This is a genomic window from Streptomyces justiciae, assembly GCF_015163075.1.
GTDB lineage: Bacteria > Actinomycetota > Actinomycetes > Streptomycetales > Streptomycetaceae > Streptomyces > Streptomyces justiciae.
Window position 1 is genome coordinate 469,388 of the sequence record NZ_JADDXU010000006.1, and the last position, 26,746, is coordinate 496,133.

At 71.0% G+C, this 26,746-nt stretch carries 24 protein-coding genes and 1 pseudogene; 12 read left to right on the top strand and 13 right to left on the bottom strand.

Translation table 11 applies throughout. The features are described 5' to 3' along the window. Position 1: 1 nt before the first annotated feature. The 6 genes from IQ210_RS20030 to IQ210_RS20055 all read right to left on the bottom strand — a co-directional run bounded on the left by IQ210_RS20030 (position 2) and on the right by IQ210_RS20055 (position 7,882). Positions 2-1,789 (bottom strand): glycoside hydrolase family 15 protein, encoded by a 1,788-nt coding sequence (locus IQ210_RS20030; RefSeq protein WP_194080412.1) that lies wholly within the window; start codon positions 1,787-1,789, stop codon positions 2-4. Positions 1,790-1,873: 84 nt separating this feature from the next. Continuing rightward, the gene (locus tag IQ210_RS20035) at positions 1,874-2,677 is read right to left on the bottom strand and encodes an SURF1 family cytochrome oxidase biogenesis protein (RefSeq protein WP_194080413.1); all 804 of its coding nucleotides are present in this window, start codon (positions 2,675-2,677) and stop codon (positions 1,874-1,876) included. 81 nt (positions 2,678-2,758) lie between these two features. Beyond that, positions 2,759-2,992, bottom strand: a complete 234-nt coding sequence (locus tag IQ210_RS20040) for a hypothetical protein (protein ID WP_079083468.1) — start codon at positions 2,990-2,992, stop codon at positions 2,759-2,761. A gap of 181 nt (positions 2,993-3,173) precedes the next feature. Then, positions 3,174-4,175, bottom strand: coding sequence for a DEDDh family exonuclease (locus IQ210_RS20045; protein ID WP_194080414.1), 1,002 nt, complete (start codon positions 4,173-4,175; stop codon positions 3,174-3,176). Positions 4,176-4,281: 106 nt separating this feature from the next. Then, positions 4,282-7,110: an MXAN_6230/SCO0854 family RING domain-containing protein gene (locus IQ210_RS20050; protein WP_194080415.1), complete on the bottom strand. Its 2,829-nt coding sequence runs from the start codon at positions 7,108-7,110 to the stop codon at positions 4,282-4,284. A 157-nt stretch (positions 7,111-7,267) separates the two neighbouring features. Further along, a complete protein-coding gene (locus IQ210_RS20055) occupies positions 7,268-7,882 on the bottom strand; it encodes a TetR/AcrR family transcriptional regulator (RefSeq protein ID WP_194080416.1) in 615 nt (204 codons plus the stop codon). A 100-nt stretch (positions 7,883-7,982) separates the two neighbouring features. On the opposite strand from IQ210_RS20055, the gene IQ210_RS20060 reads away from it, so the two are divergent. The 8 genes from IQ210_RS20060 (at position 7,983) to IQ210_RS20095 (ending at position 15,645) form a co-directional block, all read left to right on the top strand. Beyond that, entirely contained in the window at positions 7,983-8,780 is a 798-nt protein-coding gene (locus IQ210_RS20060; protein ID WP_194080417.1) for an acetoacetate decarboxylase family protein, read from the top strand. After that, positions 8,780-9,664 (top strand): SDR family NAD(P)-dependent oxidoreductase, encoded by an 885-nt coding sequence (locus IQ210_RS20065; RefSeq protein ID WP_194080418.1) that lies wholly within the window; start codon positions 8,780-8,782, stop codon positions 9,662-9,664. The genes IQ210_RS20060 and IQ210_RS20065 overlap by 1 nt, the downstream gene beginning before the upstream one ends. Before the next feature lie 10 nt (positions 9,665-9,674). After that, positions 9,675-10,958 carry an amidohydrolase family protein gene (locus IQ210_RS20070; protein ID WP_194080419.1) on the top strand — a complete coding sequence of 428 codons (1,284 nt, stop codon included), beginning with the start codon at positions 9,675-9,677 and terminating at the stop codon, positions 10,956-10,958. Continuing rightward, positions 10,955-12,181 carry an amidohydrolase family protein gene (locus IQ210_RS20075; RefSeq protein WP_194080420.1) on the top strand — a complete coding sequence of 409 codons (1,227 nt, stop codon included), beginning with the start codon at positions 10,955-10,957 and terminating at the stop codon, positions 12,179-12,181. Before IQ210_RS20070 ends, IQ210_RS20075 begins: the two co-directional genes overlap by 4 nt. Before the next feature lie 25 nt (positions 12,182-12,206). Beyond that, positions 12,207-12,917, top strand: a complete 711-nt coding sequence (locus IQ210_RS20080) for a VIT1/CCC1 transporter family protein (RefSeq protein ID WP_194080421.1) — start codon at positions 12,207-12,209, stop codon at positions 12,915-12,917. 113 nt (positions 12,918-13,030) lie between these two features. Continuing rightward, positions 13,031-13,897: a sterol desaturase family protein gene (locus tag IQ210_RS20085; RefSeq protein WP_194080422.1), complete on the top strand. Its 867-nt coding sequence runs from the start codon at positions 13,031-13,033 to the stop codon at positions 13,895-13,897. Next, positions 13,846-14,565 carry a lysoplasmalogenase gene (locus IQ210_RS20090; RefSeq protein WP_194080423.1) on the top strand — a complete coding sequence of 240 codons (720 nt, stop codon included), beginning with the start codon at positions 13,846-13,848 and terminating at the stop codon, positions 14,563-14,565. The genes IQ210_RS20085 and IQ210_RS20090 overlap by 52 nt, the downstream gene beginning before the upstream one ends. 36 nt (positions 14,566-14,601) lie before the next feature. Continuing rightward, complete coding sequence (locus IQ210_RS20095; protein WP_194080424.1) at positions 14,602-15,645, top strand: zinc-dependent alcohol dehydrogenase family protein; 1,044 nt, start codon at positions 14,602-14,604, stop codon at positions 15,643-15,645. A gap of 3 nt (positions 15,646-15,648) precedes the next feature. Here the strand turns inward: IQ210_RS20095 and IQ210_RS20100 are convergent, their stop codons facing one another. From IQ210_RS20100 to IQ210_RS20120, 5 genes and pseudogenes are all read right to left on the bottom strand, one after another. After that, a complete protein-coding gene (locus IQ210_RS20100) occupies positions 15,649-16,659 on the bottom strand; it encodes a CopD family protein (protein ID WP_194080425.1) in 1,011 nt (336 codons plus the stop codon). Between the two features lie 100 nt (positions 16,660-16,759). After that, positions 16,760-18,108, bottom strand: a pseudogene (locus tag IQ210_RS20105) (CoA transferase). Between the two features lie 57 nt (positions 18,109-18,165). Then, on the bottom strand, positions 18,166-18,684 hold the full coding sequence (locus tag IQ210_RS20110) for a hypothetical protein (RefSeq protein ID WP_194080426.1): 519 nt from the start codon (positions 18,682-18,684) through the stop codon (positions 18,166-18,168). A 71-nt stretch (positions 18,685-18,755) separates the two neighbouring features. Then, positions 18,756-20,267: a S8 family peptidase gene (locus tag IQ210_RS20115; protein WP_194080427.1), complete on the bottom strand. Its 1,512-nt coding sequence runs from the start codon at positions 20,265-20,267 to the stop codon at positions 18,756-18,758. 79 nt (positions 20,268-20,346) lie between these two features. Then, a complete protein-coding gene (locus IQ210_RS20120) occupies positions 20,347-21,876 on the bottom strand; it encodes a S8 family peptidase (protein WP_194080428.1) in 1,530 nt (509 codons plus the stop codon). Positions 21,877-22,204: 328 nt separating this feature from the next. Here IQ210_RS20120 and IQ210_RS20125 point away from each other — a divergent pair, with 328 nt between their 5' ends. From IQ210_RS20125 to moaA, 3 genes are all read left to right on the top strand, one after another. Beyond that, positions 22,205-22,561, top strand: a complete 357-nt coding sequence (locus tag IQ210_RS20125) for a DUF485 domain-containing protein (protein ID WP_194080429.1) — start codon at positions 22,205-22,207, stop codon at positions 22,559-22,561. Next, positions 22,558-24,177, top strand: a complete 1,620-nt coding sequence (locus IQ210_RS20130) for a solute symporter family protein (protein ID WP_194080430.1) — start codon at positions 22,558-22,560, stop codon at positions 24,175-24,177. The genes IQ210_RS20125 and IQ210_RS20130 overlap by 4 nt, the downstream gene beginning before the upstream one ends. A gap of 176 nt (positions 24,178-24,353) precedes the next feature. Next, positions 24,354-25,343, top strand: coding sequence for a GTP 3',8-cyclase MoaA (gene moaA / locus IQ210_RS20135; RefSeq protein WP_256786181.1), 990 nt, complete (start codon positions 24,354-24,356; stop codon positions 25,341-25,343). Here the strand turns inward: moaA and IQ210_RS20140 are convergent. Together IQ210_RS20140 and IQ210_RS20145 are read right to left on the bottom strand one after the other, a co-directional pair. Then, positions 25,340-25,561 (bottom strand): hypothetical protein, encoded by a 222-nt coding sequence (locus tag IQ210_RS20140; protein ID WP_097262261.1) that lies wholly within the window; start codon positions 25,559-25,561, stop codon positions 25,340-25,342. The two genes, moaA and IQ210_RS20140, sit on opposite strands and share 4 nt — an antisense overlap. A 215-nt stretch (positions 25,562-25,776) precedes the next feature. After that, positions 25,777-26,205, bottom strand: coding sequence for a DUF3099 domain-containing protein (locus IQ210_RS20145; protein ID WP_194080432.1), 429 nt, complete (start codon positions 26,203-26,205; stop codon positions 25,777-25,779). Positions 26,206-26,449: 244 nt separating this feature from the next. Here IQ210_RS20145 and IQ210_RS20150 point away from each other — a divergent pair, with 244 nt between their 5' ends. After that, the gene (locus tag IQ210_RS20150) at positions 26,450-26,728 is read left to right on the top strand and encodes a GlsB/YeaQ/YmgE family stress response membrane protein (RefSeq protein WP_194080433.1); all 279 of its coding nucleotides are present in this window, start codon (positions 26,450-26,452) and stop codon (positions 26,726-26,728) included. Positions 26,729-26,746: the final 18 nt, after the last annotated feature.

The window sequence follows — 26,746 nt, forward strand, 5'->3', positions numbered from 1 at the left end:
CCTATCCTGCCTCGTCGTCCCCGAAGAGGGCGAGGGCGGTGTTCACCAGTCCGATGTGGCTGAACGCCTGTGGGAAGTTGCCGAGCTGGCACTCGTGCACCGGGTCGTACTCCTCGGACAGCAGCCCCACGTCGTTGGCCAGCCCCACGAGTCGCTCGAACAGCTCGCGGGCCTCCTTCGTACGGCCCGTCATGTGCAGGGCGTCCGCCAGCCAGAACGAGCACACCAGGAACGTGCCCTCCTCGCCCGGCAGCCCGTCGACCGTCGTGCCGTCGGTGCTGTAGCGGCGCAGGAAGCCGCCGTGGCCCAGTTCCTCGCGGATCGCGTCGACGGTGCCGATCACGCGCGGGTCGTCGGGCGGCAGGAAGCCCACGCGTGGGATGAGCAGCAGGGAGGCGTCGAGCTCCTCCGAACCGTAGGACTGGGTGAAGGTGTTGCGTTCGGTGTCGAAGCCCTTCTCGCACACCTCGCGGTGCACCTCGTCGCGCATCTCCCGCCAGCCGTCGACGTCTCCGTGCAGCTCGGGGTTGTCCTCCACGGCGCGCACGGCCCGGTCGGCGGCCACCCACACCATCACCTTGGAGTGGACGAACTGACGGCGTCCGCCGCGCACCTCCCACAGCCCTTCGTCGGGCTGCCGCCACGCCCCGCGCAGGAACTCCATCAGGGCGCACTGGATGGACCAGATGTGAGGTTTGGTGGACAGTCCCGAACTGCGGGCCAGCGAGAGGGAGTCCATGACCTCGCCGTACACGTCCAGCTGGAGCTGGTTCACGGCCTCGTTGCCGATCCGCACCGGCTGCGAGCCGCGGTAGCCGGTGAGCCACGGCAGCTCGAACTCGGGCAGCCGCCGCTCGCCCGCGAGGCCGTACATGATCTGCAGGTCGGCCGGGTCACCCGCGACCGCGCGCAGCAGCCAGTCGCGCCAGGCCTCGGCTTCCTGGTGGTAGCCGGCCGACAGCAGCGCGCCGAGGGTGAGCGTGGAGTCGCGCAGCCAGCAGTAGCGGTAGTCCCAGTTGCGTACGCCGCCCAGCTCCTCCGGGAGCGAGGTGGTGGCCGCGGCGACGATGCCGCCGGTCGGGGCGTAGGTGAGGGCCTTGAGTGTGATGAGCGAACGCAGGACGGCGTCCTTGTGCGGGCCGTCGTAGCGGCAGTCGGCCGACCACGACTGCCAGTCCTCGACGCTGGTGCGCAGCGCGTCGAGCGGGTCGGTCAGGGGCGGGCGCGGCTCGTGCGAGGGGTGCCAGGTGAGCACGAACGACACCTTCTCGCCCTGCTTGACGGTGAACTCCGAGTGCGTGCAGTAGTCCTCGCCCCAGGTGCGCACCTCGGGTTCGCTGCGCAGCCACACCGAGTCGGGGCCGGCGACGGCGACCCGGTGCCCGTCGGACCTGCGCATCCACGGCATGATCGAGCCGTAGTCGAAACGCAGGCGGAGCGTGCTGCGGACGGTGACCTCGCCGCTCAGGCCCTCGACGACGCGTACGAGGTCGGGGGCGCGGTCGCGCTGGGGCATCAGGTCGGTGACCCGCACCGAGCCGGTGTCGGTCTCCCAGTCGGTGTCCAGGACGAGGGTGCCGGGGCGGTAGGCGCGACGGGCGCACCGGTCCGGACCGTCGTGGGGCGCGATGCGCCAGTGTCCGTTGCTCTCGTCGCCGAGCAGCCGGGCGAAGCAGGCGGCCGAGTCGAAGCGGGGCAGGCACAGCCAGTCGACGCTGCCGTCCTTGCCGACCAGGGCCGCGGTCTGTTCGTCGCCGATGAGGGCGTAGTCCTCGATACGGGGGTGCACGGGATGCGGGTTCCCGGAGGGGTGGCAGGGCAATCCGGGGTGGAGCCGGCTGGGTGACGAGGGCCGGTAAGGAAGGCCCGCGCGTCAGACCGTGGCCGGTTCCGTTTCCGACTCCGCGCCTGACTCCTTCTCCGCCTTCTCCCGGCGGTCCCGCGTCTCGCGCCGCACCAGCACGACCCAGCCGATCGGCACGCCCGCGGCGAACAGCCACCACTGGAAGGCGTACGCGTAGTTCAGCGCGGCGTTCTCCATGCCGGGCTTGCTGCCCATCAGCTCCGGGGTGTCGCCCTTCGGCTCGGGCGCGGTCTGGGCGATGTAGCCGCCGAGGACGTCGGCGCCGAGCCGCTTCGCCTCCTGCGCGCTGTTGATCAGCATGATCTGGCGGTCGGGCAGGCCCTTGAGGTCCTTGATGCCGCTCGCCTCGGTCGTCTCGTCGGGCATCAGCCGCCCGGTGACGGTGATCTCGCCGCGCGGCGGAGCGGGGATCTTCGGGAACGCGGTCTGGCTCGGGCCGTCCGCGGCGATCCAGCCCCGGTTGACCAGCAGCACCTTGCCGTCGTTCAGGACGAACGGGGTCAGGACGTGGTAGCCGACCTCGTCGTCGGAGTTGGTGCGGCGGCGGACGACGACCTCGTCGTCGGTGTCGAACCGGCCCTTCGCGGTCACCGAGTGGTACCGCTCCTTGCTGGTCACGGTGTGCCCCGGGGACGTCAGCGTCTCCACGGGCACCGGCTTCGCGTCCAGCGCGTCGGAGACCAGCTGGTTGCGGGCGGTGCGCTCGTCGTAGCGGTGCATCTGCCAGATGCCCAGCCTGATCATCGTGGGGATGAGGAGGAGGGCGACCAGCGTGAGGATCACCCACTGCCGGGACAACAGGAAGCGGTACACCCCACGACCGTACAACTCGGGCCGTGGGGTGTTCGCACAGGGGTGTGCCGGAACCGGCGGCTGTCCTGGCCGTCCGGGTGGTCAGACCCGGTCGACGATGCCCACCTTCCCCTCCGCGCGGGCGCAGTGCGCACCGCAGAACCAGTGGCCCTCGACCTCGACGCCCTGGCCGATGATCTGGACCCGGCAGTGCTCGCAGATCGGGGCCATGCGGTGGATCGCGCACGAGAAGCAGTCGAAGACGTGGACCGCGCCCTGGGCGTGCACCTCGAAGGTCATGCCGTAGTTGTTGCCGCAAACTTCGCAAGTCGCCATGCGCCACAGGGTGAGCCGTCGACCCGGCGCGGGCGAGCGGCCACGGGGCGAGTCGCGCCGCAATCACCCGTCCGTACGGTCGCGCCTCCGACGCCGGTTCGGTGCGTACGGTCGTCTGTCCGAGGCCGGTGCCGCGCGCGTACGGTCGCTTCTCGGACGCCGGTGCCACGCGCGCGTACGGTCAGTCCTCCGACGCCGGTGCCACGTTGCCCAGGAGTTGGCCGAACGCCGCCTCGTCGACGACCGGGGTGCCGTACTGCCGGGCCTTGACGACCTTCGACGTGCCCGAGTCGGGGTCGTTGGTGACGAGGAGGCTGGTCAGTCGGGAGATGCTCGTCGCGACGTGCAGCCCGGCCTCGATCGCGCGGTCCTCCAGCAGGTCGCGCTCGGTCGAGGTGTCCCCGGAGAACGCGACCCGCATGCCCTGCTTGAGTGGTTTGCCCTCTTCGTAACGCCCCGGGTTGGGATAGGGGCATGCGGGCCTTTTGCGTGCCGGGCGCCAACTGGTCGGCCGATAGCTGCTGTAGCCGCCGTACCCACCGCCGCTGCCCTGCTGCCGGGGCACCGCCCGGTCCGTCCACTCCGTCAGCGGCCGGCACTCGTGCAGCGGCAGCCGGATGCTCTGTGAGGCCGCCGCCCTGAGGCTCGGCCGGAACGCCTCCGCCAGCACGCGCGCGTCGTCGAGCGCGTGGTGCGCACGCTGCTGGACGACGCCGAAGTGGGCGGCCAGCGACTCCAGCTTGTGGTTGGGCAGCGGCAGCGCGAGCTCCTTGGACAGCGCGATGGTGCACAGCCGCTGCCGCACCGGCGCCTCGCGCTCCGCGCGCGCGTACTCCCGGGCGATCATCTGCCAGTCGAAGACCGCGTTGTGCGCGACCAGCACCCGGCCCTCCAGACGGGCGGAGAACTCCTCGGCGATGTCCTGGAACAGGGGCGCGCCTTCCAGCACGTCGCTCGTCAGACCGTGGATCCACACCGGGCCCGGGTCGCGCTCCGGGTTGACCAGCGTGTACCAGTGGTCCTCGACCTCGCCGCGCGCGTCCAGCCGGTAGACGGCCGCGGAGATTATCCGGTCGTCGCGGGCCAGTCCGGTGGTCTCCACGTCAACGACCGCGTATCCCTTCGGATACGCGGCCGGCCACTGGGTGGGGGAGGACGCTTCGGCGGTACGGTCTTCGAGCATGGTCCCTGAGGATACGGGCCCCCACTGACAGTCCCGCGCCCACCCGCCCCGCAACCCCGCTCCGGCACCGGGCACTTCAGTGCTCTTCCAGTGGGCCTCGAATTCCTCAGCCCAGCGCCGCCACCAGATCCCCCGCCGTAAGCGTCTCCAGGCCGCAGCCGTCGACCGGCCCCGGCAGCAGCCGGTACGCCGACCCGGTCGCGCCCGCCGGTGCTACGCCCCCGTGGACGAGCGCGAGGAACACGTGCCGGTGTGACGCGGCTTCACCCGCGAGGGCGTCGGCCGTCTCGGAGGGTTGCCGCGCCTCGGGCGGTTCGAGGTCGCGCACGCGCGCGGCGAACGCGGTGTCCGGCTCCCCTTCCTGCCGCCGGTAGCGCCAGAGTTCGTCCACGGCGCGCGGATGCGGCGCGCGCCGTATCACCGCGACCTCGTCGCCGCGCGCGGCCGCCCGCCACACCGCCAGGTCCCACAGGGTCGTACGGCCCGACGCGAAGTACTGGTGCAGGTCCTGGGCGACGCGGCCGAGGTCGGCGCCGTGCCGGTACAGGCTGTGGAAGCCCTCGTCGGCCGGGAGGTGGAGGTCCGTCCAGAGGAACGTACGGCGGTCGAGGTCGACCAGCATCGGGACGTGGATGCGCGAGTCGCCGACCAGGTCGTAGCGCTGACGGACCGTACGCGGGTCGTACGACGCGTTGCGGTCCTCCTCGGCCGCGGAGGGAAGCGCCATGAAGCCGGCGAAGGCGTCCAGGAGCTCGTCGAACGCGATGTCGTTGAAGCTGAAGACGACCGGCAGGGCGTAGCGCACACCGCGCTCCGCGAGTGCCGCCAGGTCGAGGTCCACGTACTCGGTGGCCCCGTCCGGCGCGGGCGCCGACACCAGGTCGCCGGAGTGGACGGCCGAACGGCCCTCATGGACGAGGTTCGTGTAGTCGCACAGGCCCGCGAAGTCCCACTCGGCGTCGTACAGGGCCACCGACAGGTCGAGGTCCACGCGCTGCTTGGCGGGCTCCATCCAGTGCAGGAAGAGCCGCAGCACCTCGCCCTCGGGCAGGGGTTGCGTGCTGCCGCGCGGGACGGTGACGAGGGCCTTGCTGGCGGCGGTCTCGGCGGCGGGCACCGCGAGTCCGGTGAGCGCCGAGTCGAGTACGGACAGGTCGAGACGGGGCTCGTCATGCCGGCCGAGGCGGCGCAGTGCCTCGGCCTCCAGCAGGTCGCACACCGCGTCCGTCACCTTCGGCGACAGCGGCACGCGCGTGTCGTCGATCGTGAACGAGCGCGTCACCTGGCCGCGCGGGAAGAACACCCGCCGCCCGCCCGGGAGATGACGGATACGCATCCGCCCGAGCACGGCGAGCAGCGGCCCGGGGCCGGCCTTGGGCAGGACCCGGCGCAGGGTGTCCCCGAACCCGTCCGGCAGTACGTCGAGTTCGCGCAGCCGCAGCAGATGGTCGAGGCGGCGCAGCAGCTCGCCGGGGCGCTGGGCGAGCAGGTCGAGGGCGACTTGGAAGTCCTTCTCGTACAGCGCCTGTTCGACGCGTGCCGCCCAGGTGGCCGGCTTGACGAGGGTTCCGGCCGTCTGTGCCTCGGCGGGGTGGTCGTCGGCCGTCCGCGCTTCGGCGGAGTGCTCCGCGAGCGTCCGCGCTGCTGCGGGTTGTTCCGAGTCCGTCCCCGCTTCGGCGGGGTGTCTCGCGTTCGCCTGCGCTCCGGTGGGTTGTTCCGCGTCCGCTCGCACCACATCGTGCTGTGGCACCCGCACCGCGTCGGGGTGTTGTGCGGTCGTCCGCACTGCGTCCCTGTGCGTCACCCGCACCGCGTCGGGATGTTCCGCGGCCGTCCGCAGGAGTGCCTCGCCGAGGGGGCCCTCGGAGACGTCCGTGGCGCGCAGGACCGCGAAGGCGAGCGCGGCCTTCGGGTGGCGCGTGTGCTGCTCGTAGGGGTGCAGGATCTCGGCGGCGCGCTTCCAGGCGCCGGGGTGCCGCAGCACGTCCTCGACCAGCGCCGGCATCGCCAGCCCGTCGAGGATGCCGAGCAGCCGGCGTCGTAGCGCGCGCGGGAGGGAGCGCATGCGCGGCGGCTCCAGCAGGTCGCCGTCGCCGCCGGACCACACGCACAGCAGCCGCAGTGCATCCGTCGCCGTCGTCAGCTGCGCGTCGAGCAGCTCGGTGGCCGCCACGCGCGTGTGCCGGTCGAGCAGCAGCATGCCGAGGGCCAGCGCCTTGGTCTGGCGCACCGGGATGTCCTCGGGGAACCAGCCCAGGTCCTTCGGCGCGTGCGCCAGCAGGATCTTCACGTCGTCGCGGTCCTGCGGCGGCAGCGGGGTCCGCCGGGCCAGCAGCCGCAGCAGCGCCCGCACCGCGTCCGCGCGGGCGTCCTTGCCGAGCGCGAGCAACTTCAGCGGGCCTACGGCGACTTCACGCGCGTGACGCGGCGGCGCGGGCCTCAGGAAGGGGTCGTCGCGGTCGATCCGGCGGTGGCAGATCGGGCAGCCCGCGTAGTCCGCGCCGTCCCAGCACTCCCGGCACACCAGATGCGCGCACGGGGACACGGGGTGCACGCTGCCGACCGTGCCGCACAGCACGCACGGCTGCTTCGGCCACTGGAGCAACAGCGTGAAGACCCGGTCGACGAACAGCTGGAAGGTGTCGTCGGGGACCGAGGCCGGGAAGCTGCGGAACATCGGCATGTGGGTGCGGTCCGCGCCCAGTTCCGCGTCGATGTGCCGGATCAGCTGCTTGCCCGCGTCCGCGAGCCCGGCGGGCCCCAGCCAGGCGAGCGCCGCGTGCAGCTCCGCCGTCGGTGCGAATGCCCGGTCCAGCAGCTCGGCTTCGAGCGCGACGAGCCCTGGCGCCGTCGACGGGTCGCCCGGGCGCGGCCCGGCCTGGTCGACGTAGACGGTACGGAGGCGGCGGAGCAGCACGGACGACAGTACGGACAAGCGGAAGCCCCCTGGGGGAAGGTGGAGAGAAGTCTCAGAGGCGGGGACGGAGAGTGGGCGCGCTGTCGATGTCATAGGAAAGAGAGAAGGAAGCACGCGGCGGAGCCGTCCCCGCGATCACGACTGTAGGAGGGCGGTGTCGGCGGGCGCCACCGATTTATTTCCGAGCGGCTTCTCCGCTGTCGAGCAGCGATTGCGCGAGGGCCCGCACGGACGTCACGAACAGCCGCTCCTCGTCGACGGGGCGGGCGAAGGCGCGGGCGAGCGCGGGGTCGTCGTAGCGGTCCTCCGTGGGCTGCTGTGCGGGCGCCCGCTCGCGATTGCGTTCTACGAGTACGAAGCCCACGACCTGGAACTGCACGGCCCGCACCGCCTCCGCCGCGCGGGCGCCCCGCAGCCCGGCCGCGTGCACCTCGCGTACCAGCGCCTGTTGCGCGGGCAGGAACATCCGCTCGGTCAGGCCGCGTTCGTGGACCATCGCGACGAGGTGCGGATGCGCGCGCAGCCGTCGGCGCAGGATGCGGGCCACGGACACGACCCGCTCGGCCGGGGTGCGCCCGACGGGCCTGATCTCGCCGAGTTCGGCCACGGTCCGCCGTACGAGGGCGTCCAGCAGGGACTCGCGGTTGCCGACGTGCCAGTAGATCGAGGTGACGGCGGTGCCCAGCTCGGCGGCGAGCTTGCGCATCGTCAGCGCCTCGGGGCCGTGCTGCTTCACCAGGTTCGCGGCCGTGTCCAGGACGTCGTCCCTGGTGAGCGACGCTCTCGCCATGCTGCCCCCAAGTCCCGTTCGTGCACGCGTATTTACCCCGCGAGGGGTCTGCTGTAACTGTGTTACAGGTGACGGCCCATCAGAAGAAGGGCGGTACGGCATGGCACGCGTACGGTACGGCGCGCGGACCGAGGCGGAGATCGCCGCCGCGCGCACCGCGAGCGCTCGGCTTCCCGACATCTGGTCCACCGGGGTGGTGGCCGTCTGGGAGACCGACCCGGACGCGGTCGCGGCGGTCCTGCCGCCGCCCCTGAAGCCCACGGGCAGGCCGCTGGCCCGGGTCAACATCAGCAAGGTCGACCTGCCCGGATACCCGCTCGGCGCGGGCTCGTTCGCGGTCGCGGCGGCCCATGACGGCGTCGACGGCTGGTACCCGCTGGTCATGCCGATGACCCACGAGCGGGCCCTGATCGGCGGCCGTGAGGTGTTCGGCGAGCCCAAGAAGCTCGGCGAGGTGGTGGTGGAGCGCGAGGGCCTGGTCGTGCGCGCCTTCCTCGCCCGGCACGGCATCGCGTTCGTGGAGGTGCGCGGCGCGGTCGCCGGTGCGCTGCCGCTGCCGGAGCCCGCCCAGAAGACCGACTTCTACTTCAAGTTCCTTCCTGCGGTGGACGGTTCGGGCTTCGACGGCGACCCGGTCCTCGTGCACTGTCTGCGCAACGAGAAGGTGCGCCGCCTGGAACGGATCACCGGCGACGTCGTCCTGCGCGAGTCGATGTACGACCCGGTGGCCGACCTGCCGGTGCGCCGGCTGGTGGAGATCACCATCGGCGAGAAGACCAGCGACCAGCGCGGCAAGGTCGTCGAACGGGTGGACGCGCGGGCGCTGCTGTCGTACGTCCATCAGCGCTACGACGACCCGGCGCAGGTACTGGACGGGCCCCCGGAGGGGAGTGCCTGATGGAGCTGCTTCCCGGGCAGGTGGCCGTCGTCACCGGTGCCGCGAGCGGCATCGGTCTCGCGATGGCCCGCCGGTTCGCCGCCGAGGGGCTGAAGGTCGTCCTCGCCGACGTTGAGCGACCGGCGCTGGACGCGGCGGTCTCGGCGCTCCGCGCGGACGGTGCCGACGTGCACGCGCGCGTGGTCGACGTCGGCGAGCGCGAACAGGTGCTGGAACTGGCCGACTTCGCCTACGAGACGTACGGCGCCGTCCATGTGCTGTGCAACAACGCCGGGGTCGGCTCGGGCGCCGAGGGCCGGATGTGGGAGCACGAACCCAACGACTGGAAGTGGGCGTTCTCCGTCAACGTGTGGGGCGTCTTCCACGGTGTCCAGGCGTTCGTCCCCCACATGATCAAGTCGGGTCAACCCGGTCATGTGGTCAATACATCCTCCGGCGACGGCGGCATCGCCCCGCTCCCCACCGCCTCCGTCTACGCCGTCACCAAGGCGGCCGTCGTGACGATGACCGAGTCCCTGTACGCCCATCTCAAGGCCGAGCACGCGCGCGTGGGCGCCTCGGTGCTCTTCCCCGGCCCGCACATGCTCCGCACCGGCCTGTGGGAGTCGCACCGCAACCGCCCCGAGCGGTACGCCAAGGAGCGGCCCCGCAGGACGCCGTACCGCAGCCTCGACCAGTGGGAGGCCGCGATGAGGGAAGCGGGCCGGGAGGTGCGCTTCACCCCGGTCGAGGAGGTCGCCGAGACCGTCGTGGACGGCATCCGCGCGGACCGCTTCTGGATGCTGCCGCCGAGCGAGCACAGCGACGCGCAGATACGCGCGCGTGCGCGGTCGATGCTGGACCGCGCGAACCCGGCGTACCTGGAGAACTTCATTCTGGACTGAGGGGGTCGACGTGACCGACCAGGAGCCGTACCTGATCATCTCCTCCGACTGCCACGCCGGGCTGCCCACCGAGGAGTACCGGCCCTATCTGGACGCCCGTTTCCACCGGGACTTCGACGACTTCCTCGCCGGACGCGAGCGGCGCCGCGAGGAGATGACCCGGCTCGGCATCCGCAACGAGGCCTTCGCCGCCAAGTGGTTCCAGGACAACGAGGAGGGCCTGCGCGGGGGCTGGGACACCGCCCAGCGGCTCAAGGAGCTGGACGGTGACGGGGTGGCCGCCGAGGTCGTCTTCCCGGACGCCGACGCGGTCGACAGCCAGACGGCGGCGCCCTTCGGGGTGGGCCTCGGGCTCTCCGGCGACCAGGACCCGGAGCTGGGCATGGCCGGCGCCCAGGCGCACAACCGCTGGCTGGCCGACTTCGTGTCCGAGCACCCCGAACGGCACTGCGGAGTCGCCCTGTTGCCGGTCACGGCCCCGACCGAGCGGGTCGTCGCCGAGGTGTACCGCGCCAAGGAGTCCGGCCTCGGCGCGCTGATGATCCCGTCCATGTGGGTCGACAAGGAGCCGTACCACGACCGCCGTTACGACCCGGTGTGGGCGGCGGCCGCCGAGTGCGCGATGCCGGTGCTCACCCACTCGGGAGCGGCCCCGCGCCACGAGTACGGCGACCATCTGGGTATCTACGTGAGCGAGGTGACCTGGTGGCCCGCCCGGCCGCTGTGGTTCCTGCTCTGGTCCGGCGTCTTCGAACGCCACCCCGGGCTCAGGTTCGGTGTCGCGGAGTCGGGTTGCTGGTGGCTGCCGAACCTGCTGTGGTTCATGGACCGCCTCTACCTCGGCGCGCACGGCGGCAAGAAGCTCTCCCCGTTCCAGGAGCTCAAGCGCCCGCCGCACGAGTACCTCGACCGCCAGGTCTTCGTCTGCGCCACCAACACCAAGCGCCGCGAACTCGCCCAGCGTTACGAGATCGGCGTCGACAACATCCTCTGGGGCAGCGACTTCCCGCACCCCGAGGGCACCTGGCCCGACACGCGCGCGTGGCTGCGGCGCACCTTCCACGACATCCCGGTCGCCGAGACCCGCCGCATGCTGGGCCTCGCCGCGGCCGACGCCTTCGGCTTCGACGTCGAGAAGCTGACCCCGCTCGCCCGCCGGATCGGCCCCACCCCCGCCGACCTCGGCCAGAGCGCCGACCAGGCGGCCGTGGAAGCGTCGTGGGCGCGCTCGCGCGAGGTGGGCCGGCACTGGCTGACCGACCACGACTTCCCGGTGCTGGGGGCATCCTCATGACCGACCGCTACACGGTGATCTCGGCCGACTGCCACGCGGGCGCCGACCTCCTCGACTATCGGCCCTATCTGGAGAAGCGGTACCACGACGAGTTCGACGGGTGGGCGGCGACGTACGTCAACCCCTACGAGGACCTGGTCGCCGACACCGCCGACAAGAACTGGAACTCCGAGCGCCGGCTCGCGGAGCTGGAGGCGGACGGGATCGTCGCGGAGGTGGTGTTCCCGAACACGGTCCCGCCGTTCTTCCCGTCGGGTTCGCTCATGGCGCCCGCACCCACCGCGGAGGACTTTGAGCGCCGCTGGGCCGGTCTGCGCGCCCACAATCGCTGGATCGCGGACTTCTGCGCCGCCGCGCCCGGCCGCCGCGCGGGCGTCTTCCAGATCCTCCTCAACGACGTCGAGGAGGCCGTCAAGGAGGTCCGGTGGGCAGCCGAAGCGGGCCTCAAGGGCGGCGTCCTGCTCCCCGGCACCCCGCCCGGCTCGGGCCTGCCCGAGCTGTACTCCTCGGCGTACGACCCGCTCTGGGCGGTCTGCGCGGAGCTCGGCGTCCCCGTCAACCACCACGCGGGATCGGCGTCCCCGCCGCTCGGCGACGAACCGGCCGCCCGCGCGGTCTTCATGGTCGAGACGACCTGGTTCTCGCACCGGGCGCTGTGGCACCTCGTCTTCGGCGGCGCCTTCCGCCGCCACCCGGAGCTGAAACTGGTCCTCACCGAACAGGGCTCGGGCTGGATACCCGGCGTGCTGGAGATGCTGGACTACTACCACGGACGCCTGGTCGCGGCGGCGACGAAGGCCACCACCGCGGAGTCCAAGTTCGGCGCCGGACTCGCCGCCCGCATGGGCGACGCGCCCTCACAGGTCTGGCGCGACAACTGCTTCGTCGGCGCCAGCTTCATGCGCCCGCACGAGGTGCCGCTGCGGGACCGGATCGGCGTCGACAAGATCATGTGGGGCAGCGACTACCCGCACGACGAGGGCACGTACCCGTACACGCGCGAGGGCCTGCGCCACGCCTACGCGCGCGTGCCCCGCGACGAGGTCGCGGCGATGATCGGCGGCAACGCCGCGCGCGTGTACGGCTTCGACCTCGACCTCCTCGACCCGATCGCGGCGAAGGTGGGGCCGACGGTGGAGGAGATCGCGGAGCCGCTGGAGCAACCGCCGGCGGACGCGACGAGCCCGGTGTTCGCGAAGGGGGCGTCGGTACGGGTCTGGTGACACCCGCGGTGCCATCCTCGCGTCTGTGACCGAACCCACGCATGACGAGACCCATGGCGGCGCCCTCGGAGCGCGGCTCAACTGGCTGCGGGCCGCCGTCCTGGGCGCCAACGACGGCATCGTGTCCACCGCGGGCCTCGTCGTCGGCGTGGCCGGCGCCACCGACGACCGCTCCGCCCTGCTGACGGCCGGCCTGGCCGGACTGCTCGCCGGGTCGATGTCCATGGCGGCCGGGGAGTACGTGTCCGTCTCCACCCAGCGCGACTCGGAGAAGGCGGCCCTGGCGGTGGAGAAGCGGGAGCTGCGCGACCAGCCGGAGGCCGAGCTGGAGGAGCTCACAGGACTGCTGGAGGAACGCGGGCTGTCCCGGGAGGTGGCCCGCGAGGCCGCCGAGCAGCTCACCGCGAGGGACGCCCTGCGCGCCCACGCGCGGGTGGAGCTCGGCATCGACCCCGACCAGCTGACCAACCCCTGGCACGCCGCCTGGGCGAGCTTCCTGGCATTCACGGCGGGCGCCCTGCTCCCGCTCCTGGCGATGGTCCTGCCGCCGGCTGGCTGGCGCCTCGCGGTCACCGTGGTCTCCGTCCTCGCCGCCCTCGTCCTCACCGGCTGGAGCAGCGCCCGCCTCGGCGCGGCCGACCCGGGCAGGGCGATGCTGCGGAACGTGGCGGGCGGCGCGCTGGCCATGGGCGTCACGTACGCCGCGGGGACGCTGCTGGGCGCGGCCGGAGTCTGAAACCGCCCGTGCAGACTTTGGCGGAGATCACCAACAAGTAAGCGCGTACCGCCGGTAATACTTGTGAGTAACAACGTCTAGCCGCGGCTCACCAGCGGTTCTACGGTGCCACCATGCCGAACCTGCCCGATGTCGTGCTGTGGTCGATACCCGCCTTCGTGCTGCTCACCGTGGTCGAGATGATCAGCGTCCGCATCCACCCCGACGAGGACGCCGCCGGATACGAGACGAAGGACGCCGCGACCAGCGTCGGCATGGGCCTGGGGAGCCTCGTCTTCGACTTCCTGTGGAAGATCCCGATCGTCGCGATCTACACGGCGATCTACGAACTCACGCCCCTGCGCGTCCCCGTGCTGTGGTGGACCGTCCCGCTGATGCTGCTCGCGCAGGACTTCTTCTACTACTGGTCCCACCGCGGCCACCACGTCATCCGCATCCTGTGGGCCTGCCACGTCGTCCACCACTCCAGCGAGAAGTTCAACCTCACCACCGCCCTGCGGCAGCCCTGGACCTCGCTGACCGTTTGGCCGTTCTACGTGCCGCTGATCGCCGCCGGTGTGCATCCGGCCGCGCTCGCGTTCTGCTCCTCGGCGAACCTCGTCTACCAGTTCTGGATCCACACCGAGCGCATCGACAAGATGCCCCGGTGGTTCGAGTTCGTCTTCAACACGCCCTCCCACCACAGGGTCCACCACGCCTCCCAGGGCGGCTACCTGGACCGCAACTTCGGCGGCATCCTCATCGTCTGGGACCGGCTCTTCGGCTCGTTCGTCGCCGAGACCGACCGGCCCGTCTACGGGTTGACCAAGAACATCAACACGTTCAACCCGATCAAGGTCGCCACCCACGAATACATGTCGATCGCCAAGGACATCAAGGCGGCTCCAAGGTGGCGTGATCGCGTGGGGGTCCTCTTCCGGGGCCCGGGATGGAAACCCGCTACCGCCCAGGAGCCGGCCAAGGAGATCATCGCCGCGTGACACGCCTCCTCCTCAGGGCCTTCGCCCTCGCGGCCGCCGTGGACCTCGCCTCCCTCGCCGCCGACTGGGACATCGGGCACCTGGTCACCAAGCCGCTCCTGATGCCGCTCCTGGCCGCGTACGCGGCGTCCAGGGGCGCGCCCCGCCTCCTCATCGCCGCCCTGCTCTGCGGCTGGGGCGGCGACGTCCTGCTGCTCTTCGACGCCGATCCGGCGTTCCTGGCGGGGATGGCCTCCTTCGCGGCCGGGCACGTCTGCTACATCGTCCTGTTCCAGAAGCACGGCACGGACATCGCGACCGTACGCGCGCGCGGCGGCTTCCTCGCCGTCATCTACACCGTCATGCTGTCCACCACCATCCAGTCCCTCTGGCCGGACCTACCCGCCGACCTGCGCGTCCCCGTCGCCGGCTACAGCGTCCTGCTCACCGTCATGGCGTACCTCGCCGCCGCCCGCATGGGCCGCGTGGCCGGGATCGGCGGTGTGCTGTTCGTGCTCTCCGACACGCTCATCGCGAGCGGTGTCGCCGACTGGGACCAGCTGCCGCGCCCCGACCTGTGGATCATGCTCACCTATGTCGCCGCGCAGTCCCTGCTGGTCACCGGGGCACTCGGCGAGCGACGGCTGCCCGGGGCGGCGTACGGTGAAGTGCGCTCGACCACCCCCTGAGCGCACGTACCACCACAGACGAGAAGGACCCTCGCCATGCGCGCCACCACCATCCACGCCCCCTTCGACATGCGCGTGGAGGACGTGCCCGACCCGGTCGTGCAGCTGCCCACCGACGCCGTCGTCCGCGTCCTGCGCGCCTGCATCTGCGGCAGCGACCTGTGGGCGTACCGCGGGCAGGCCGCCCGGCAGCCGGGACAGCGCATCGGGCACGAGTTCCTCGGCATCGTCGAGGAGACGGGCTCCGAGGTGGACACCGTACGGCGCGGAGACCTGGTCGTCGCGCCCTTCATGTGGTCCGACGGCGTCTGCGACTACTGCCGCGAGGGCCTGAACACCTCCTGCGAGCACGGCGGCTTCTGGGGCTCCGTAGGCTACGACGGCGGCCAGGGCGAGGCCGTGCGCGTGCCCTTCGCCGACGGCACCCTCGTCCAGCTGCCCAAGGAGGCGGCCTCCGACGACCACCTGCTGTCGGCCCTGCTGACCCTCTCCGACGTCCTGGGCACCGGCCACCACGCCGCCCTGGGCGCCGGCGCCCGCGCGGGCGCCACCGTCGCCGTCGTCGGTGACGGCGCCGTCGGCCTGTGCGCGGTCCTCGCCGCCAAGCGGCTGGGCGCCGAGCGGATCATCGCGCTGGGCCGCCACGAGGCCCGTACCGACATCGCACGCCGCTTCGGCGCCACCGACGTCGTCGCCGAGCGCGGTGACGCGGCCGTCGAGGCCGTCCGTGAACTGACCGGCGGCCAGGGCGCGCACGCCGTCGTCGAGGCCGTCGGCACCGAGCAGTCCATGCGCACGGCGGTCGGCATCGCCCGCGACGGCGGCACCGTCGGCTGGGTCGGCGTCCCGCACGGCAGCGGTACCGGACTCGACCTCGGCGTCATGTTCGACCGGAACATCGCCCTGCGCGGCGGCGTCGCACCGGTCCGCGCCTACATCCCCGAGCTGCTCCCCGACATCCTGGACGGCAGCATCGACCCGTCGCCCGTCTTCGACCTGACCGTCGACATGGAGGGCGTCCCGGCCGGCTACAAGGCGATGGACGAGCGCACCGCCCTCAAGGTGCTCGTCACCGGCTGACGCTCACCAGCGGATCGGCAACGGCAGCGCTGTCAGAAGCCCCGACACCACGACCACCACGCCCAGCAAGGCGACCTCCGCCCGCGCGGGGGAGCAGGCGGTCAGCGGGTCGGGCGCCCGGCGCAGCCGGAGCCGCGCCCACAGGGCGAGCCCGGCGACCGTGACCACCAGGATCACCTTGGCGAGCAGCACGCGCCCGTACGCCGTCGACGTCAGCTGGTCCAGGACGGTCTCCGGCGGCATCCGGCGCAGGGTGCTCCACACCCCGGTCGCCGTGATCGCGGCCAGCAGTACGGCGGCCACGCGCGCGTAGAGCCCCAGCAGGGCCGAGCCCGCCTCCGACGCACCCCACCCCCGGAGCGTCCGCAGCGCGTACAGCAGCCCGCCCACCCACAGCGCCGCACAGGTCAGATGAACGAGCGTCAGCCCCGACCCGACCAGCGGATCGTGCTCGGTCGCCGGGTGGGCCCGCAGCGCCTCCGCCACCACGATCGCGGCCAGCGGCCAGGCCTGGGAGGAGGGGCGGGCCGAACGGGCGCACAGCCCCGCCAGGAGGAACGCATTCACCTCGACGAGCGCGAGCTTGCCGTCCCGGGAGTCGTACAGGCCGCCCACATCGATCTCGGCGAGGCTGTGCGGCACGAGGTTCCCGGTCGCCACGACCGAGGCCAGCCCCAGCGCGGCCGCGAAACCGGCGCCCGCGGCGTACACGGCCCAACTGCGCGGCATGGCCTGGGGAGCGCCGGGCACCGCACGGGCCAGCCGGTTCACGAACAGCTCGCCCACCGGGACACACAGCGCGGCGAACAGCACCGCCCGCAGCAGCGCGATGCCGCCGTCGCCGGGTGCCGCGGCCTCGCCGGTGCCGTGCAGCGCGGCGGACGGGCCGAGCAGGGGTATCAGGGCCCCGAGGGCCACCAGGACGAGAACGGCGACGGCGCGGCCGGTGCCGGACCGGCGCGGCAGCGGTCCGCCGGCGTCCGGCGTCCCGGTGCTGGGTCTTATCAAGGTCACCTCAAGATCTTCACCAGCCGTCGCAGAACAGGGCAAGTCCAGAAAAACAACTGGCGCTACGCCATTCCGCCCAGGGGTACGTTTTCCGGCCGACCGCCGCTCACGCCCACCGCGCGGGATCGGCGCCCCAGGGCCCCGGCGGCCGCGCCCAGTCGACCGGTCCGCCGGCGAACGACACCGGCGACCGGGCGTACCGCAACCGCCCGATGCGGCTGTCGGTCTCGGCAAGCCAGGCGTCCGGACCGTCGTACGAGGCCTGTGCGGCCTGCCCGGCCGCCCCTTCCTGTCCGGCCGCGCCAAGCCCTCCGAACCGTCCGGCTGACCCGCCCGGCACCTCCTCCATCAGCCACTGCGCCGTCCGGGCCAGCGCCAGCCGCACGCACCGGCTGCCGCCGTCGTACGACTGCTCGCGCACCGCCCGCAGCACCTCCGCCGCCAGCAGATACCCCGTCCCGTGGTCCAGCGCCTGCGCAGGAAGCGCGCCGGGTTGCTCCGGCGACCCCTCGACCGCCGCGATCCCGGTCGCACCTGCACCAGGCTGTCGAAGCCCCGCCGCTCGCTCCAGGGCCCGTACGCGCCCCACGCCGACAACTGCGCCACGACGATCCCCGGCCGCCGCTCGGCCAGCGCCTCCGCCGACAGCCCGAACCGGTCGAGGGCGCCGGGCCGGTACCCGGTGACGACCACGTCGGCCACCGCCAGCAACTCCTCGAAGGCACCCCGATCGGCCGCCAGGTCCAGCGTCGCGGACCGCTTCCCGAAGCCGGTGTCGGCATGCTGGTCCGGGAGTTCGGGGAGGTGGGGCGGATCGATCCGCAGTACGTCGGCACCCAGTAGGGCGAGCGTGCGCGTGGCGACCGGGCCCGCGATGACCCGGGTCAGGTCCAGGACCCGAAGTCCGGCGGCGGGCAGCAGGGGAGTGGCGTCGATCGGCGCGAGCACGCGCGCGGGGGCGGAGTCGAGCCGCTCGCGCTCCAGGAGCGGGCGCTTGGCCAGCTCCACCGCCTGCTCGTGCGCCGCCCACTCCTCAGGCGTCCGCAACGCGACGGCGAGACCCCCGGCCCCGTAAACGGCCTCCTCAACCTCTAGAGCGGACCGCTCGGCGAAAGCGGCCTCCAGGGAGTCAGCCGGCCCCATCACCTTGAGCAGCAGCTCGCGGTGGTGCGGATAGTTGGCGTGCGTGCGCACCCACCCGTCGGCGGTCCGCCAGAACCGGGAAAGGGGCGCGAAGTTGACCGGAGCCCGACCATTGATCAACAGATGCCGCTCACTCGTGAACGCGGTGGCGACGGCCCCGTCGTCCACCCACACATCCGGCACGGCATCGAAACCGGCCCGCCGCGCCCCCAGCTCAGCGGCGGCCCGCGCACACGCGTCGACGCAGGCCCGCGCCAACTCCCGTACGGGAAGCCGCGCCTGAAGAGCACCCTCGCGCACCACGTCAGTCATGACTTCACTATGCAGTATTGATTCAATCAACCTGAGATCAACCAACCTGAGATCAACTCATGACGCAGCGGACCACCAGAGCCGCACCTCCTTCCGCACATCGGTGGGCCGCAGCTCCCACCCCTGAGCGAGGGCGACCTGAGCGACGTACCAGCCGCCGATGCCGCGGTAGTGGCGCATCGGTATCTCGCACTCCATCACCCGCCGGAACTTCTTGGGGTCGCGCGGAAACTGGGCCTGGGTCGTCCAATTGCGGACCTCCCGCTCGACACGGGCCTTGTAGTACGCGGTGTCGCCCTCGTGGATCAGCTCGGGCCAGGTCACGCCCCAGGAGGGCAGGCGCATACGAGCGGTGGCACGGTCCAGCAGGTTGAACAGGCCGTTCTCGTACGAGGTGCTGAACACGACGATCACCTCCGTCACCATGCCCACGGCGAAGGTGACCAGAATGACCGCCAGCCAGAACACCCAGAGCACCGGCATGACCAGTACGGTCGCGATGAAGCGCGCGGTCAACAGCCCTCTGGGGCGCACCGGTTCGGCCGTCCATGTCGCCGGATCTTCGTACACATCCATGGCCGTAGATCATCCCCCACGCACAAAGGGGCCGGGGACACGGTCCCCGACCCCTTCACGCGCGCGTGCCGCTACTTGGTGACCGCGTCCAGTGCGTCAGCCGTACCCCAGCCATAGAAGCCGTTGTAGTTCTTCGGCCCCTCGCACACCGCGTCGACCTTGCCGTCGCCGTCGATGTCGTACGGGTCGGTGCACGGCGTGGCGTCGGCCTCCGCGTACAGCAGGGCCTTCACCAGGGCCGGAGAGGCCTTCGGGTGCGTCGACTTGATGAGCGCGGCCACGCCCGCGACATGCGGCGAGGCCATCGACGTACCGGCCATGTAGCCCCAGCCGCCGCCCGGCAGCGTGCCCAGGATCAGGCCGCTGGTGGCCGGCGGGGCCGGGGTCTGGAAGCGGGTCGAGTCGCCGCCGGGAGCGGCGATGTCGATGACGCCCAGACCGTGGTTGGAGAAGGACGACTTGATGCCCTTCGCGCCGGTCGCCGCGACCGTCACGACACCCGGCAGCTGGGTCGGGATGTCGTAGCACTCGGAGGGGTCGATCACCCGGTCCGAGGGCGTGGCGTCGTTGGGGGAGACCGGGTCGGTGATCTCGTCGGCCGCGAGGTCGTAGTTCTCGTTGCCGGCCGCCGCGACGTTGACCGCGCCCTTCTTCTCCGCGTAGCGCGAGGCCCGGGAGACGGCGTCGACGAGCGCCTTCTGGTCCGGGTCGTTCTTGCAGTTGAAGTACCACGGGTCGGTGTAATAGCTGTTGTTCGTGACGTCGACGCCGTGCTCGGCCGCCCACACGAAGCCGCAGACCACGGCCTCCGTGTAGAAGTAGCCGGCCGTCGTGGACACCTTGATGCCGGACACCTTCACGCCCGGCGCGACACCCGTCATGCCCACGCCGTTCTTGGCGGCCGCTATCTCACCGGCGACGTGCGTGCCGTGCGGGCTCTCGCCCGTGGTCGGCCGCCATGCCCCGTCGGTCGTGTCGGGCTTGCCCGTCACGCAGTTGACCGACGCGGCCCGGTCGAAGTTCGGCGCTATGTCCGGGTGGGTGTCGTCGACGCCGGTGTCGATCACGGCGACGGTCACCTTGCTGCTGCCGAGCGACTTCTCGTGCGCCTTGTCCGCCTTGATGGCGGGCAGGTCCCACTGCAACGGCTCCAGCGGGTCCTGCGCCTCGGCGGCCTGGACGTCCGCGAGGTCCTCGGCGTCGAGCACCTTCGGGGTGCCCACGTCGGTCGTCGACTGGGCGGGCAGCGGCGCGTTGCGCGTGTTGCCGGCCGACTCCACCCCGCGCACGGTGCGCAGGATCTTCGCGAAGTCGGGGTTCGCCGAGTGGACGACGATGACGCCTATCTGGTCGTACGACGTCACGATGGTGCCGCCGGCGTCGGCTATGGCCTTCTTCACGTGCTTCGAAGGCCCGTGCCCGGGGCTGACGTTGACGACATAGCTGAGCGCGGTCGCCTCGGCGGCCGGGTACTCCTCCGCCGCCGACGCCGAGACGTTCGGCAGGAACGCGAGGGCCGTCGCCATGGCCATCCCGACCGGGACGGCCATCGCACGGCGGAAGCGCGGGTGAGGCGCTGTCATTCTGGATCTCCAGTTCGTTCGCGGTACCAGCGGTACGAGCGGACCGTGCGGGTGCTGTACGGGGGCTGCCTGACCGCGGTTACTTGACCGCGCGCAGCGCGTTCACGATGCCGAAGCCGTAGAACCCGTTGACCCGCTTGCCGCCCACGCAGGTCGCGTCCTGCGTGCCGTCGCCGTCCTGGTCGTAGGAGGCGGGGCAGCCCGGGTTGTCGGCCTGCGCCTTCATCAGCGCCTGGAGCTGCGCCGGAGTCGCCCACGGATGCGTCGACTTCAGCAGCGCGGCGACACCCGCGGCGTGCGGGGACGCCATCGAGGTGCCCTGGAGGAAGCCGTACGAGTTGTTCGGCATCGTCGACAGGATGCGGCCGTTCTTCGACGGGGTGTCCGGGATCTGGTAGAGCCGGTCGCCGCCCGGCGCCGCGATGTCGACGACGCCGTAACCGTACGACGAGTAGTACGACTTGAGGTTGTTGACGCCGGTCGCGCTGACCGTGACGACACCCGGCAGCATGGTCGGCACGTCGAAGCACTCGTGCGGGTCGACGGTGCGGGTGACCGGCGTGGAGTCGTCGGGGCTGGAGTCGTCGACGAGGGCGTCCGAGTCGAGGTCGTCGTTGGAGTTGCCCGCCGACGCCAGGTTGAGCGTGCCCTTGTGTTGAGCGTAGAGAGACGCCCTGTTGACCGAATCAACAATGGCCCGCTGGTCGGGGTCGTCCAGGCAGTTGTACAGCCATGGATCAACGTAGTAGCTGTTGTTCGTGATCTCCACGCCGTGGTCGGCGGCGAACACGAACGCGCAGACGACGCTCTCCGGGTAGAAGAGGCCGTTGCTCGGGTCGGTCACGTTGATGGCCGCGACCTTCACACCGGGCGCGACACCGGCGACACCGATGCCGTTGCGGGCGGCGGCGATCTCACCGGCCACGTGGGTGCCGTGGTAGTCCTCCGCGGTGTACGGCCGCCAGGCGCCCTCGGTGGTGTCGGGGACACCGCCGTCGCAGTTGGCGGACTGGGACGCGGAGAAGTTCGGGGCGATGTCCGGGTGGGTGTCGTCGACGCCGGTGTCGATCACGGCGACGGTGACCTTCTTGCTGCCCGGGTTGATCTGCGCGGCCTTGTCGGCGCCGATCGCCCGCAGGTCCCACTGGTCGGCCTCGAGGGGCTCGCTCGCCGCGTCGGCGGCCGACGCCTTCTCGACCTTCTCGGCCTGCTCCTTCGTCAGCAGCTGCGCCGCGCCCTCGTCCGTGGTGCCGGCCGGGGTCAGCGCCGAGGTACGGGTCGCGCCCGCCGACTGCACGCCGCGGACCTTCCGTATCTGGGAGCCGAAGTCGGGGTTGGCCGAGTGGACGACGATCACGCCGATCTTGTCGTACGTGATGACGACCGTGCCGCCGGCCGCCGCGATCGCCTTCTTGACCGACGCGATCGTGTAACGGTCCACCTTGGTGTTGACGACGTACGACAGGTTCGGTGCGTCCGCTGTCTGCGCGGTGGACTCCGCGTAGGGGGCGGCCGACGCGGCCGCCGGCAGGAAGCCGAGCGAGGCGGTCAGCGAGAGCACGACGGGTACGGCGAGGGCGAGCCGACGTCTGGAACGCAGACGGGACATGGGGTCTCCACATCATCCGGAAACGAAACCGCCCGAGACACAGGTGGTGCTCGGGCAGGTACATGACGGGGTGGTGCAGGCCCGAAGTTATCTCTCACAGTCATTGGCCAGCAATGACCTTCCCGGGATGACTTCAAGAAGAAGCAAACCCAGTTGAACCGGTCCTCGCGTGCCGCCGTGACCTTGGGCAGGGAGCACGAGCACGATCGAGCCCCCTGACGAACCACGAGGAACAGAGCCGTCCATGTCCGTCGTACCGAACCCGTCCCCCACCCCCGAACAGCCCCCGTCCGCCGTGGCAACAGCGCCCGCAACGCGAGGAGACTCCGTGGCTACCGACGCACCGCCCCCCTCGAAAGAGCAACACAAACTCCCCAGCACCGAGGAGTTCACCGCGGTGCAGGAGAGCGCGGAGTTCGGTGAACTGCGCCGCTCCTACCGCAACTTCGCCTTCCCCCTGACCATCGCCTTCATCGCCTGGTACCTGCTGTACGTCCTGCTGTCGAACTTCGCGGGCGACTTCATGGGCACCAAGCTGTTCGGCAACATCAACGTCGCCTTCGTGTTCGGCATCGCCCAGTTCGTCACCACGTTCCTCATCGCCTGGTGGTACTCGCGGCACGCCGCCGCGAAGCTCGACCCCAAGGCCGAGGCGATCAAGTCCCGGATGGAGGGCGGCGCATGAGCCCCGCGATCACCCTGGCCGCAGGCGAGGCCAGCGAGCACCGGCCGCTGATCATCAGCCTGTTCGCCGTGTTCGTCCTCGCGACCCTCGTCATCACCGTCTGGGCGGGCCGCCAGACCAAGGACGCCGCCGACTTCTACGCCGGCGGCCGCCAGTTCAGCGCCTTCCAGAACGGCCTCGCGGTCTCCGGCGACTACATGTCGGCCGCGTCCTTCCTCGGCATCGCCGGCGCCATCGCCCTGTTCGGCTACGACGGCTTCCTGTACTCCATCGGCTTCCTGGTCGCCTGGCTCGTCGCCCTGCTCCTGGTCGCCGAACCGCTCCGGAACTCCGGCCGCTACACCATGGGCGACGTCCTGGCGTACCGCATGCGCCAGCGCCCGGTCCGCACCGCGGCCGGCACCTCCACGATCGTCGTCTCGATCTTCTACCTGCTCGCACAGATGGCCGGCGCCGGCGTCCTCGTCTCGCTGCTGCTCGGCATCACCTCCGACGCGGGCAAGATCGGCATCGTCGCCCTCGTCGGCGTCCTGATGATCGTGTACGTCTCCATCGGCGGCATGAAGGGCACCACCTGGGTCCAGATGGTCAAGGCGGTGCTGCTGATCACCGGCACCATCCTGATCACGTTCCTGGTGCTGCTGAAGTTCGACTTCAACATCTCCGACCTGCTCGGCAAGGCCGCCGAGAACAGCGGGAAGGGCACCGCGTTCCTGGAGCCCGGCCTCCAGTACGGCGCGACCGGCACCTCCAAGCTGGACTTCATCTCGCTCGGCATCGCCCTGGTCCTCGGCACCGCCGGCCTGCCGCACATCCTGATCCGCTTCTACACGGTGCCCAACGCCAAGGCCGCGCGTAAGTCCGTGAACTGGGCCATCGGCATCATCGGCGGCTTCTACCTGATGACCATCGCCCTCGGCTTCGGCGCGGCGGCCCTGATCTCGCAGGACGAGATCATCGAGTCCAACCCGTCCGGCAACACGGCGGCGCCACTCCTCGCGCTCCATCTCGGCGGCGTCGACTCGGCGTGGGGCGCGATCCTGCTGGCCACGATCTCCGCAGTGGCCTTCGCGACGATCCTCGCGGTGGTGGCGGGTCTGACCCTCGCCTCCTCGTCCTCCTTCGCGCACGACATCTACGCCAACGTCATCCGCAAGGGCAAGGCGTCCGGCAAGGAGGAGGTCCGCGCGGCCCGCTGGGCGACCGTCTTCATCGGCATCGTCTCCATCGGCCTGGGCGCCCTCGCCCGCGACCTCAACGTGGCCGGCCTGGTCGCGCTGGCGTTCGCGGTCGCCGCGTCCGCCAACCTGCCGACGATCCTCTACAGCCTGTTCTGGAAGCGGTTCACCACCCAGGGCGCCCTGTGGTCGATCTACGGCGGTCTGATCGTCGCCACCGGCCTGGTGCTGTTCTCCCCGGTGGTCTCCGGCGACCCGAAGGCGATGTTCCCCGACGTCGACTTCGCCTACTTCCCGCTGAAGAACCCGGGCATCATCTCCATCCCGTTCGGCTTCCTCATGGGCTTCCTCGGCACCGTCCTGTCCAAGGAGGAGCCCGACGCCGGCAAGTACGCGGAGCTGGAGGTCCGGTCCCTGACCGGCACCGGCGCGCACTGAGCCCCCTCCCGGGCGATCTCTGAGCGGCCGCGTCGTAGGGAACTACGACGCGGCCGCGTCATACCTCGTGGGATCGGGCACTGTCGATGTCAGTGCGGTCACGTAGGCTCGCAAGTGACGGAAAATGAATGATCCGCGATGATCCGCAGTGTTCCGCGACGAGGGAGGGGGCCCACGTGCTCATCGACACCTACGGCCGGCAGGCCACCGACCTGCGCGTGTCGCTGACCGACCGGTGCAATCTGCGCTGTACGTACTGCATGCCGGAAGAGGGCCTGCAGTGGCTGGCCAAGCCCGACCTCCTCACGGACGACGAGATCGTCCGCCTGATCGACATCGCGGTCACCTCCCTGGGCATCGAAGAGGTCCGCTTCACCGGCGGCGAGCCGCTGCTGCGCCCCGGCCTGGTCGGCATCGTGGAGCGCGTCGCGGCCCTCGAACCCCGCCCCCAGATGTCGCTGACGACCAACGGCATCGGCCTCAAGCGCACCGCGACGGCCCTGAAGGCCGCGGGCCTGGACCGGGTCAACGTCTCCCTCGACACCCTGCGCCCGGACGTCTTCAAGACCCTGACCCGCCGGGACCGCCACAAGGACGTCATCGAGGGCCTGTACGCCGCGCGCGAGGCGGGCCTGACCCCGGTCAAGGTCAACTCGGTCCTCATGCCCGGGCTCAACGAGGACGAGGCCCCCGACCTCCTCGCCTGGGCCGTCGAGCACGACTACGAACTGCGCTTCATCGAGCAGATGCCCCTCGACGCCCAGCACGGCTGGAAGCGCGACGGCATGATCACGGCAGGGGACATCCTCACCTCCCTGCGCACCCGCTTCGAGCTCACCGAGGAAGGCTCCGAGAAGCGCGGCTCGGCCCCGGCGGAGCGCTGGATCGTCGACGGCGGCCCGCACGTGGTGGGTGTCATCGCCTCGGTCACCCGCCCGTTCTGCGCGGCCTGCGACCGCACCCGCCTGACGGCCGACGGCCAGGTTCGCACCTGCCTGTTCGCCCGGGAGGAGACCGACCTCCGCGCGGCCCTGCGCTCGGGCGCCCCGGACGAGGAGATAGCGAGCATCTGGCGGACGGCGATGTGGGGCAAGAAGGCGGGCGCGGGCCTGGACGACCCGACGTTCGTACAGCCGGACCGGCCGATGTCGGCTATCGGCGGCTAGGCGCCCTCGGGGGCTTCCCACTCCTTGAGAAGGACCACGTCCTTGAGGAACCCCCGCACCCCGAGGAACTGAGACAGATGCTCGCGGTGCTCGTCGCACGCGAGCCATGTCTTGCGCCGCTCCGGCGTGTGGATCTTCGGGTTGTTCCACGCGAGCACCCACACCGCGTCGGCCCGGCACCCCTTCGCCGAACAGATCGGCGCGGTCTCTTCACTCACTGGTCCGTCTCACAAACTGCGCTGAACAAGGCGACGCCGAGCAGCCACGGGGGGAGCTGCCCGGCGTCGGTCTGTCGCTCCGACGGGGGATGCGGAGCGCGTAGGAAGTATGTCACGGGTAACCCGTCGCCCGGCACTGGAACAACATGATTGATCTGAGCTTTTCTTGAGCTTGGTCCGGAGGTGACGTCCGGTTGCGAGCCCTCCGCCGAGCGTCACATCCGCTCGTGAGGCTCGCTGCGCGCACCCGCCGCCGGACCGCTCGCGGCGTCTTCCGGGACGGATTCCGCGAAGGGCTCATCAGCCGGTGCGGGGGAGATCTCCCCCGCTGCCGAAAGCGCGGGAGGTGCCCCCAGTCGCATCGGAGCGGCCACGAAGGTGGACGGCAATCCGGGCGCGTTCTCCCGCCCCGCGTTCGCGATCACCACCGCGATGTAGGGAAGCAGCGCCCCCAGCACCAACGCGACGATCGCGACGTGCCGTTCGACGTTCCACAGGGTGGCCGCGAGGATCACCGACAGCGTGCGCACCGACATCGAGATCACGTACCGCCGCTGCCGGCCGCGCACGTCCTCCTGAAGGCCCGCACGGGCTCCGGTGATCCGGAACACCTGGGCGCCGCCGCCTGCATGCTGCTTCCGCATCACATTCCACCATCCGCCCGCATCGGACTCTCCCCGGCCCGTTCCCGCTCCGCTCCCGGCACGAGAACCGGGCCCGGGCACGTCCTACGTTACGCCGCGCCTCCGCCGCCTACGAGACCGGGGCACCTCCCGCGGAGGCGAACGACCTGCGCTTCCGCACGTACGGGCGACTCGACATGCGTCGTACGGCGCATGGGCCGACACTGACCGTAATGCTCACGTCGAGCCGTACAAGGAGGCAGCCATGGGCTGGTTGTGGGCGATCATCGTGGGATTCGTGCTGGGCCTGATCGCGAAGGCGATCCTCCCGGGCAAGCAGCACAGTCCGCTCTGGCTGACGACCATCTTCGGCATGCTGGGCGCCCTCGTCGGCAACGCCATCGCCCGCTGGGCGGGCGTCGACGCCACCTCCGGCATCGACTGGAGCCGCCACGCCTTCCAGCTGATCGCCGCGATCATCATCGTGGGCGTGGGCGACATGCTGTACATGGCGACGCTCGGCAAGCGAAAGCAGCAAGCCTGAGCCTGAACGCCCAAAGGG

Bases quoted from the DNA above. Each gene is read 5' to 3' on its own strand.
- IQ210_RS20115 (WP_194080427.1), bottom strand. From the start codon at position 20,267: ATGACAGCGCCTCACCCGCGCTTCCGCCGTGCGATGGCCGTCCCGGTC.
- IQ210_RS20095 (WP_194080424.1), top strand. From the start codon at position 14,602: ATGCGCGCCACCACCATCCACGCCCCCTTCGACATGCGCGTGGAGGAC.
- IQ210_RS20150 (WP_194080433.1), top strand. From the start codon at position 26,450: ATGGGCTGGTTGTGGGCGATCATCGTGGGATTCGTGCTGGGCCTGATC.
- IQ210_RS20090 (WP_194080423.1), top strand. From the start codon at position 13,846: ATGGAAACCCGCTACCGCCCAGGAGCCGGCCAAGGAGATCATCGCCGC.
- IQ210_RS20130 (WP_194080430.1), top strand. From the start codon at position 22,558: ATGAGCCCCGCGATCACCCTGGCCGCAGGCGAGGCCAGCGAGCACCGG.
- IQ210_RS20065 (WP_194080418.1), top strand. From the start codon at position 8,780: ATGGAGCTGCTTCCCGGGCAGGTGGCCGTCGTCACCGGTGCCGCGAGC.
- IQ210_RS20055 (WP_194080416.1), bottom strand. From the start codon at position 7,882: ATGGCGAGAGCGTCGCTCACCAGGGACGACGTCCTGGACACGGCCGCG.
- IQ210_RS20085 (WP_194080422.1), top strand. From the start codon at position 13,031: ATGCCGAACCTGCCCGATGTCGTGCTGTGGTCGATACCCGCCTTCGTG.
- IQ210_RS20110 (WP_194080426.1), bottom strand. From the start codon at position 18,684: ATGGATGTGTACGAAGATCCGGCGACATGGACGGCCGAACCGGTGCGC.
- IQ210_RS20060 (WP_194080417.1), top strand. From the start codon at position 7,983: ATGGCACGCGTACGGTACGGCGCGCGGACCGAGGCGGAGATCGCCGCC.
- IQ210_RS20120 (WP_194080428.1), bottom strand. From the start codon at position 21,876: ATGTCCCGTCTGCGTTCCAGACGTCGGCTCGCCCTCGCCGTACCCGTC.
- IQ210_RS20040 (WP_079083468.1), bottom strand. From the start codon at position 2,992: ATGGCGACTTGCGAAGTTTGCGGCAACAACTACGGCATGACCTTCGAG.
- IQ210_RS20145 (WP_194080432.1), bottom strand. From the start codon at position 26,205: ATGCGGAAGCAGCATGCAGGCGGCGGCGCCCAGGTGTTCCGGATCACC.
- IQ210_RS20045 (WP_194080414.1), bottom strand. From the start codon at position 4,175: ATGCTCGAAGACCGTACCGCCGAAGCGTCCTCCCCCACCCAGTGGCCG.
- IQ210_RS20075 (WP_194080420.1), top strand. From the start codon at position 10,955: ATGACCGACCGCTACACGGTGATCTCGGCCGACTGCCACGCGGGCGCC.